At 59.8% G+C, this 9,233-nt stretch carries 5 protein-coding genes and 1 pseudogene; 1 reads left to right on the top strand and 5 read right to left on the bottom strand.

What is annotated here, in order from left to right; genetic code table 11:
• The first annotated feature begins 351 nt into the window (after nt 1-351).
• Nucleotides 352-960: a tyrosine-type recombinase/integrase gene (locus AC1DRN_RS29245; RefSeq protein WP_317851140.1), complete on the top strand. Its 609-nt coding sequence runs from the start codon at nt 352-354 to the stop codon at nt 958-960.
• An 82-nt stretch (nt 961-1,042) separates the two neighbouring features.
• On the opposite strand, the gene AC1DRN_RS29240 is transcribed toward AC1DRN_RS29245, so the two are convergent.
• From AC1DRN_RS29240 to AC1DRN_RS29220, 5 genes and pseudogenes are all read right to left on the bottom strand, one after another.
• On the bottom strand, nt 1,043-2,137 hold the full coding sequence (locus AC1DRN_RS29240; RefSeq protein WP_223463504.1) for a hypothetical protein: 1,095 nt from the start codon (nt 2,135-2,137) through the stop codon (nt 1,043-1,045).
• Between the two features lie 10 nt (nt 2,138-2,147).
• The gene (gene tssM, locus AC1DRN_RS29235) at nt 2,148-5,768 is read right to left on the bottom strand and encodes a type VI secretion system membrane subunit TssM (RefSeq protein ID WP_223463503.1); all 3,621 of its coding nucleotides are present in this window, start codon (nt 5,766-5,768) and stop codon (nt 2,148-2,150) included.
• An 88-nt stretch (nt 5,769-5,856) separates the two neighbouring features.
• Entirely contained in the window at nt 5,857-6,840 is a 984-nt protein-coding gene (locus AC1DRN_RS29230; protein WP_477786891.1) for a T6SS immunity protein Tli4 family protein, read from the bottom strand.
• A gap of 269 nt (nt 6,841-7,109) precedes the next feature.
• Nucleotides 7,110-8,363 (bottom strand): T6SS immunity protein Tli4 family protein, encoded by a 1,254-nt coding sequence (locus AC1DRN_RS29225; RefSeq protein ID WP_223463495.1) that lies wholly within the window; start codon nt 8,361-8,363, stop codon nt 7,110-7,112.
• Nucleotides 8,351-9,233: pseudogene (locus AC1DRN_RS29220) on the bottom strand (esterase/lipase family protein); the annotation flags it as partial. The pseudogene AC1DRN_RS29220 and the gene AC1DRN_RS29225, both read right to left, overlap by 13 nt.

The following is a 9,233-nucleotide window of genomic DNA, read 5'->3' as shown; positions in this document are numbered from 1 at the left end:
TACAGCGCATCTTTTCAATTTGCAACCTTAAAAGTTTCTGATTTTTCAACAAAATCAACTACTTAAGCCAAGAACAACATCAAGCTGCTCGTTAGCGGGAGGCGAATAGTACAGTATTAAAATACGTGGTCAACCCCCCGCCTGAAAATTCTTCTTCCTTATCGAAGCGCCCGGGTTGCCACCATGAAAACCTCCAGCATCCATGTAAAGCATAGAGGCAGCAGAGAACCCAATCCACGCCATCTGCCGGTGAGTGCCATCGACACGGGACTGATCATGCAAGCGATTGAACCCGTCTGGACGGTAAAGCCCGAGACCGCATCCCGCGTGCGTGGCCGCATCTAGTCCGTACTGGACTGGGCCACGGTTCGCAGTCACCGCAGCGGAGAGAACCCGGCGCGCTGGAAGGGCCACCTGGACCATCTGCTACCCCGCAAACCCAAGATCCAGAAGGTCAAACACCACGCAGCCCTCCCCTATGACGAGGCCAACAAATTTGTTCGTACCCTGCGCTCACTGGACGGCATAGCGGCCAAGGCGTTCGAACTGTTGATCCTGACGGCGACTCGTACGAGCGAGACCATTGGAGCCCGCGAGGCCGAAGTTGATCTGGGCACCCAGGTCTGGACGATTACGGCCGAGCGCATGAAAGTTCCGAAGGAGTATCGCATTCCGCTCTGCAGGCAGGACGTCAAGTTGCTTCGTCCTCTGATCGAGGATGCACCGAACGAGTCAGAATACCTTTTCCCTGGAAACAAACCCGGTACTCACCTCTCCAACATGGCCTTGCTTCAACTCCTGCGGCGGCTAGAGCGTCCAGATCTCACCGCGCACGGCTTTCGCTCCACTTTTCGGGGCTGGGCCAGGGAGACAACCGACTACCCGCGGGAGGTGGCAGAAGCCGCCCTTGCTCATACGATCAGGGACAAGACCGAGGCGGCCTATAGCGTCGGGTCATGATGGAGCATTGGGGCAGGTATTTAAGTGAGAAATCAGAATGAGCTTAAGCCCATGCTCGCAACGCAGACTTGGGTATTGATCATCATGCAGCTACTATTCGAGCTGCTTCCCAAGCAAAGTGCTCTCCCCCACAACACACGCCTAGCCACCGGAAACCATGGGTGTGATGGAGTACTCTATTCTCCACCTGCCCAACCGCCGCCGCTGCCCCAGCATTAACCATCGCCGGCCGTACCCACACAGTCCGCTCCTCCAACCGTCGAACGTGCCCACGCCGCAGATGCGCGCGCGGCGACGCATGCTGCCCACCGCCGCTTGAAGTGCCGATTGCACGTGGGGCACTGATCTGAAGTACCCGATAGCTGAAGAACGGCGGCTTGCCTTTTCCCTGACGCTTGCGATTGATCAACTTCGGTGCGGCGATCTCTGCTGTGGTGACATTGGCGCAGTTGAGTACCACGCCTGTCTGCAACAGCATTGAGACTTCATCGCGGGTATCGGACAGGACTCTCGCGGCCACTTCTGCTCCGCAAGAGTGTTCCAGCGCTTCTGCTGCAATCTCCGGCAGCAGCAGGAACGGCGATACGCGAAACTGGCGCAGTTTGCTTAGCGGCAACCCGGCGGCGATGTAGGGTTCAATCAATAGCTGATTGGTCAGGCCGGCCTCGCCAGGGGAGTAGTCACTGACTTCGTTGTCATGGGGCACAAAGGCGCCGCCCATGGGCAACTTCCAAAGCCCGGTACGATCCTCCCAGTACAGCGGGATAACGATCACCCCGCCGTGCTCTTCCTGTAGGAAACCCCGGGTATCCGGCAGCCAATTGGCTACTTCCGGGGACATGGTCAAGCACAGGGCGATACGCTTGGATGAGCGGATGCCACCGTGTTTGTCACCACCGGCTCCGTCCGGCCAGACCCAGGGGGCTTCAAGGGCTACCACTGGATACGGCAGGCGAGCCATGTCGACATGCGCTTGGCGCAGCTCGCTCATGTCGATCAACTCGGCACAGTTGGGCAGCAGGAATTTCACGCTGTCACGCAGTTGCTTCGTAACAAACGTGTGGGCCGTGCGAATACCGGGAAGGTTCTGGCCCAGCAAAGGCAGGCACACTTCCAGTTGCTCCAGGGCCTGAGTCGAATAGTTCAAGCTGCGGACTTGATCGATCTTATCCATCATGCGGAACTCCTTACCGTTGAGTGACGCTGTCAGTAGCTTTTTTTCTGCCGCGCTCTTCCAGCAACGTCCTCGGCAACACAAACCCTTCAAAGCTGCGCTGGGTGATCGGGTTGTTAGCCTTCTCCGCCCCAATCCGATAACGCATCAGCCCATCGGCAACGGCAAAGGTCAGGTCCACGCTGGTGTCGGTTCTTCCATTGAGGTGCCCGCGGCTAAGCAGCCGGAACAACGACCACGGCCCGCGATAGCTCAGGCTGGCGGTGTTGCCGGTGCTTTGCACCAGGGTCAGTTGGCTGCCATTGGTGTTGCCCAGGCTGTTGGGCCACACCAGTCCCGCGCGTTGCGGCGCGCCATGCTGGTAAGGGATGAGTTGGCCATCAACGCTGAGCATGCTGCTCAGGCGGGTGGCGCTCAGGGCCAAGGGTTCGATGGTGAGTTGCACGGCCAAGTGGCCGCGATGGTTGAAGAAGGTGTCGCGGATGCGCTCGACCTTTTTCAGCTGTTCCAGCACGTCGCTGCGCACCAGGTAGCCGCCGAGGCTGTCGGAGTACAGCGCATCGAGGTTGTCCTTGAGGAATACGTTCAGGTATTGATCGTGAAACTGCTGCAGGCGCCCTTGTGGGCCAAAGAACGCTTCAAAGTCCTCCAGCGAGGCGTCCTCGCCGCTGGCCTTGAACGGATAGCGGCCTGCCAGGCGGTCGCGGTAGAAACTGTAGATTTCACTGTCCCAGCGTTTCTCCAACTCACGCAGGGCGGCAATTACCAGCACCTGCGAGGTCTGGTCGGCGAGCTTTTTGACCTGTTGGTTCAGCGGTTCGGGCAGGCCCACGGCGACGCGTTGCAGGTTGGCGATCGGGTCGGCACCGCCCAGGGAGAAGCGATTGAGCACGGTTTTAAGGGCTGCTTTACCGGGGTCGGGATTGTCGTGCACGGCCTTGGCATAGTCGTAGACGGCGCTGACCGAGCGCAGGGTTTCTTCGTAATAGGACGGTTGCTCGCCTTGGGCGGTGATCAGTTCGGCCAGGCTGGAGAACGCGCGCCGAATACCAGCGGCCTGCTGTTGGCCGTCCGATACCTTGTCCAGCGCCAGCGGTGCTTGTCCTTCGGCCAAAGGCACGGCCGGGTAAATCACGCTGTTGTCGCGCAAGGTTTCCAGTAGGCGCCGCAGCGGTGCGGCCGGGCCGGTGACTTGTTCCAACACGGCCACACCGTGGCTGAGGTCGTCGAAATCGGTGACCGCGAACTGATTCAGTGCCCGCCGCCAGCTGTCCACATAGTCGGCGCTGTACAGGGCGCGAATGCGCTGGGTCAGAATTTTGCGGTCTTCATCGGAGTAGTCCAGGCGCTGCCGTTCGCCGAGCACCCATTGGTCGATCATGGCCAGTTCGATGATGCCGTCGGTGCCGGGCTCGAAGTAGTCCTTGAAGCCCTTGGCGGTAAGCAGCGGTGGCAACTGCAGGCCGCTGCCCTCTTGATCGGTGTTCAGCGGGCGGTAGACGATATCGAACGCTGGGCCGACCTCATTGCGCAGGTCCAGCGGGCGATGCAAACGCTCCAGAGCGTCCTGTTTCAGGCTCATGTAGACCCGTTCGGCCATGGGCAACTGGCGCAATTGCTGTTGCACCTGGGCAATACGTTCACGGTAGTGCGGCAGATCGGCGTCGGCGTATTTCAGCGCGTAGCCCAGGTGGCCCATCAGATCGGCCTGCAACTGGCCCTGGCCTGGATAGGCGCGCTGCCACTGCTTGGCGACCCACTCTTCGACGATGGCCGGGCGGCGGTTTTGCCGCTCTTCAAGCATGCGGTAGACGCGCAAGGCCGCCAGTTGCTGATTGCTGCCCGCAGGCGCGGTGTTGATCGCATCCAGCACACCGCTGGCAATCGCCGGCAGGAAGCGCTTGGACAGCAGATTCAGGTACGCCTTATCCACGGTGGGGCCGATCGCCCTCCCCTGATACAGCCCCATATCCGACAACAACGGCCACGCTTGGCGATAGTCGCCGTAGACCAGCACTGCATCGCGAATCTGGTCCAGCGGCACCAGCAAGTTGCGGCCGGTGGTGTCGACCTTGGCGTCGATGTCCCGCTCACTGAACTCCTGGCTCTTGGCCAATACGGTGGCCGCTTTGTCGCGGTTGATGTTGAAGTAAAACTGCCAGGTGCCGATGGTCACTAAACACCCGAGGGACGCGACGCTGAACCCTGCGATCAGCAGCCGCCGTTTGCTGCGGGCCACCTTGATGTTGTCGCCCGCCAGCCCCGCTTCGGGGTAAATCACTCGCTGGAACAGTTGCTGGGCAAAGTAAATCGCCGTGCCCCCGGCCGGTTTGACCTCGGGTGGCGGTGGCGGCAGTTGATAGGCTTGCCCCGCTTCTTTGACGAAAGCGTTGCTCAGGGTGCCCTTCTGAAGCACCGAGGAGAAATACAGCCCGCGTACCAACGCCGGGGTGGTGAAACGATCGCTGCCAAGCATTTCGCTCAAGAAGCCAAACAGCGCCGGGCGCAGGCCCGCCACCTGGTGCGCCAGCGCCTGCAAGCGATCGCGCTCAATCAATGTGCGCGACTCCCTGGCGCCGTCGAAAACTTGCTCGCTCAGGCAGACGACAAAGGCCTGGTATTGGCGTGTCAGTTCCGCCAGCCAAGCATCAAAATCATCCACCGCGTCCAGGCTGAAGGTGAAGCCCAACAGGTCTTCGCGCCCACTGCGCGACAAGCGGGCGAAGAACTCTTCGAAACCTTCCAGCAGGTCGAACTTGCTCAGCGTCACGTACACCGGCAGGCGCGTGCCCAATTGCCGCGTCAGCTCAAACAGCCGGGTGCGCAGCAGGTTGGCGTGGGCCTTGCGCTGCTCGGGACGTTGCGCCAACAAGGCCTGCACATCGATCACCAGCACCACGCCGTTCAAGGCCCGACGGCTGCGATTGCGCGTCAGCCAGTCGAGCAGGTGCGACCAGAGGCGCGCATGGGCGCCAGTGGGCAGTACCGGTTTGACCTTGCCCTCCGCGCCCGACTGCTCCTCATCACTGGCCGCCGACTCCGGGTGGCTGAGAAATTCCCCCGGAGGATCGATCAACACCGCCTCGTCACCGATCCACCAATCCACCGGATAGGCCAGTTGCTCCTCCTGATGAGCCCTGACCCCGGCCTTGGTCACATGGGACAAGGCAAAGCTCTGGTTGGAGCGTGTGATCAGACTGGTCTTGCCGGCATTTTCCTCGCCCAGCACCAGATACCACGGCAGTTGATAGAGCGAACGGCGGCGCTCCATATTGTTCAGCAGGTTGCCCAGGCTGCGATCCAGAGCCCGCTCCTGCGCTTCGACATAAGGCAGGCAGGGGTCGGCTTGTAGGGCAACCTCATGTTGGCGTTCGACCTGCAAACGCTGGTAACGCTCCCGCACACGCCACGCCCAGACCAGCAGCGGCGCTACGATCACCACCACACTGGCCGAGACGCGCATCGCCAAGTCGGCCAGCGGCTGGTGCTCACGCCAGGTCCACTGTGGCCCCAGCCACCAGATGGCGATCAGCAAGAACACCACGCCCAGCAGCACCAGCACCGGTAGCGCCTGATTGAACTGGCGCAGTAGCGGCAGGCCCCAGCGTATGAGGTAACTCCAGACCGTTTTCATGAATCGCTCCTAGCGTATTTATAGAATTCATTGCCTACAGACGGCATGAACGCGTTCCTTTTTGCTCCCGCTAACGCCACGCCCATGGTCATGGCTTGCGCTTTTCAAAGCTGGCGATGAACTCATCGAGGATGCGTTTGTTTTCGGCAGCCTCCTCGGCCGTTGGGCCACGGTCGTTCGCCCAAGGGTCCGGTTTGGGCGCGACTGCGCCGTAGCGGATGCGTACGGACTTGAGGATGGCGTCCCACACGGCCATGGCTTCGTAGTCGGTGAGGGAGGGGTTGACGGGGTCTGGTGAAGCAGGTTGTTGCCAGAGCGGCAGGTCGTAGCCTTTGTTGGCGAACTGGGGCAGGGTCCAGCGAACTAAGTCCTTGGGTTTGTCAGGATTGATTGGAGTTCTTTTTATCCCACCCGCCGACATACGAAAATTCATGCTTGGACGATTCAGGGCGGGGTTTTCACGATAGGTCTCGGCCCCGAAGAGGATTTGACGGTGGGTGTCGTCGCTCAAGCCGATCAGGGATTCTTCCGCCGGCATTCCCGCGAGGGTGATCTTCTTCGTGCGCAGGTTTTCATAATCACCCGCGAGGAAAACCCTTGCGCCCTCCTCGGTCCGGGTCTTTATGCTTTTCGTTTGGCTAGGCGATAACGCGTTGACATAAACCTCGAGCGAGACATCCGAAGCAGGAGGCCGAAAATTGAATGTCGCGATCTCCTGATCGTGGTGACTACGAATCACAATCGGCCCAAGCGCAAACCCCGCGCCGGCATTTTCGGGGGTGACTTTGAAGATTTCCTTCGACAGCTTTAATAGTTGGGCTTGAACGGGATCCGTATCGCCGTCGTAGGATTGAGCTCTGAGCATGACGTAGACGTCATCGATCAGCAGATGAGACTCATGAACGAATGTTTGGCGGCGTGTTGCTTGCTTGTAGTACTGCAGCAACTTTTCCCTGGGTGAGGCCATTTTCGCCGACACCAGCATCGACACATCTGAATTCTTATAGTTCTTAACCGCCGAGATCCGACGCGCCCGCTCCTGCAAGGCCGCATCAAATCGCTCCTGCGTCACGCCSTCCCCCARSAYCMRRACCTCAACGSTTGAGTGATCRGCYCCCARTCCGTAGTASAGCWTCACATCCCCGCCACCMSTCCAGTTGGCSGGCAGATCGATCAGSCCWCGGCCCAGCGCCCAGGTGCGCATGTTGCTGGTCARTTCGTGCACGGTTTGTTTCTCCTGTTCGSTGGGCTGTTTGAAGGCGGTGCACCCCGTGAGCAACGCAAGCGTTAAGCATGTGAAAAACAGGCGCCGCCTGCGCAGATGAGACCGGGGGGTGCTAATCATTGATCTTTGTCCCCTGGAAACGGTTTGCGCTTTTCAAAACTGGCAATGAACTCATCGAGGATGCGTTTGTTTTCGGCCGCCTCCTCGGCCGTTGGGCCACGGTCGTTCGCCCAAGGGTCCGGCTTGGGCGCGACTGCGCCGTAGCGGATGCGTACGGACTTGAGGATGGCGTCCCACACGGCCATGGCTTCGTAGTCGGTGAGGGACGGATTGACGGGGTCTGGTGAAGCAGGTTGCTGCCAGAGCGGCAGCTCGTAACCTTTGTTGGCGAATTCGGGCAGGGTCCAACGAACGAGGTCGACTTCAACATCAGGATTCTTTGGCCTGCTTTTAATACCGCCCGCTGTCAGACTGAAACTCATGAAGGGACTACTCAGTGAGCGCGCTTTACGGTAGTTCTCCGCAAGGAAAAGGAGTTGGCGATGGGTATCATCACTGAAGCCAATTAAAAGCTCCTCGGCTCGCATACTCGCAATGCTTGTCGCACCGCCTCGCAAGTTGTCGTAATCGTCAGCTAGAAAAATTCTGGATGTTTCTTTGGTGCGGATTAGCAAGGGCTCACTTTCGCCTGGCGAAAGCGCGTTGACATAGACCTCCAGCGACACATCCGAAGCAGGAGGCCGAAAATTGAATGTCGCGATCTCCTGATCGTGATGACTGCGGATCACAATCGGCCCAAGCGCAAAACCCGCGCCGGCATTTTCGGGGGTGACTTTGAAGATTTCCTTCGACAGCTTTAACAGACGGGTTTCAACGGGCACCGTATCGCCGTTGTAGGACTCCGCTCTGAGCATGACGTAGACGTCATCGATCAGCAGATGAGACTCATGAACGAATGTTTGGCGGCGTGTTGCTTGCTTGTAGTACTGCAGCAACTTTTCCCTGGGTGAGGCCATTTTCGCCGACACCAGCATCGACACATCTGAATTCTTATAGTTCTTAACCGCCGAAATCCGACGCGCCCGCTCATTCAAGGCCGCATCAAATCTCTCCTGCGTCACGCCGTCCCCCAGCACCCGAACCTCAACGGTTGAGTGATCGGCACCCAGTCCATAGTAGAGCATCACATCCCCGCCACCCGTCCAGTTGGCCGGCAGATCGATCAGCCCACGGCCCAACGCCCAGGTGCGCATGTTGTTGGTCAGTTCGTGCACGGTTTGTTTCTCCTGTTCACTGGGCTGTTTGAAGGCGGTGCACCCGGCGACCGCCCCCAACAGCAGGCCTGTCAAAAAAGCGGTCAACCGGCGCATAGCGGCCTCTTGGCTTTCGCTGCGATTTTGATAAGGGAATAGAGGGTGAATTGCTGGGTTAACGGATTGGTGTACGACGCTTCATGGTCGAAGCCGGGCGCCTGGACTTGCTGGCGGATCGAATCCTTGCGTGCCTGCCTGATCGGCGCACGGCCAGAACTCACCGGAACGGTGCCGTCGCCCGCGCCGTCCTGCATGCGGCAGTGCAGCTCCCAATAGCTGGTCTGCACGGTTCTGACCGGCGCGTCGGGATCACCGCGCAGGGGTGGCACGGCCTCGGCTTGCCCGCCGACGTACAACGGGCTGCGTCCGTCGTCGCGCACCTCATGCATCTGCAGGCTGGACACCGTGAAGGCATCGGGGCTTGAGGCATGGGGGCCGTTGAGGCGAGACCCGCGTCGCATTTCCCAGGTGATGGATTCGAAGCTGGGGTGTTTGTCGTCGTTGCCGTAGTAGACGTAGGTTTGCGGGTGGTATGACCCAGCGATGTCCTGGTGAAACTCCTTTGCGCTCCGGATGTTGTCCGCAAAAATTTCCCAAGTGATTGCCTTGCCATCCTTCGGCGCCAACCACTCTTCGCGCAGCAATCCCCACCAACGGTCACGCCGCAGATAAATCTCTTCGTATGGGTCTTTTTCCGGCTGGCGCGGCATGGCCGGCCCGCCTCGCTCGTCGATCAGCCGCAGCCAACCCGGGGCGTAATCCTGGGTGGGCAGCAATTGCAAGGCACCGGGCGCCTGCGCAAACACAGCGGTGACCTCCTGGCCGGTCGGGCCAATCACCGCACCGGCAATGGGGTCCTCGTCGCTCATGCCGACTTTGCAGCGGCGGTAAGCGACCGGCGCGCCGATGGCAGGCATCACCCCATGG

The organism is Pseudomonas sp. P5_B3, from assembly GCF_056400405.1.
This window is presented reverse-complemented; position numbering and strand designations above follow the sequence as displayed.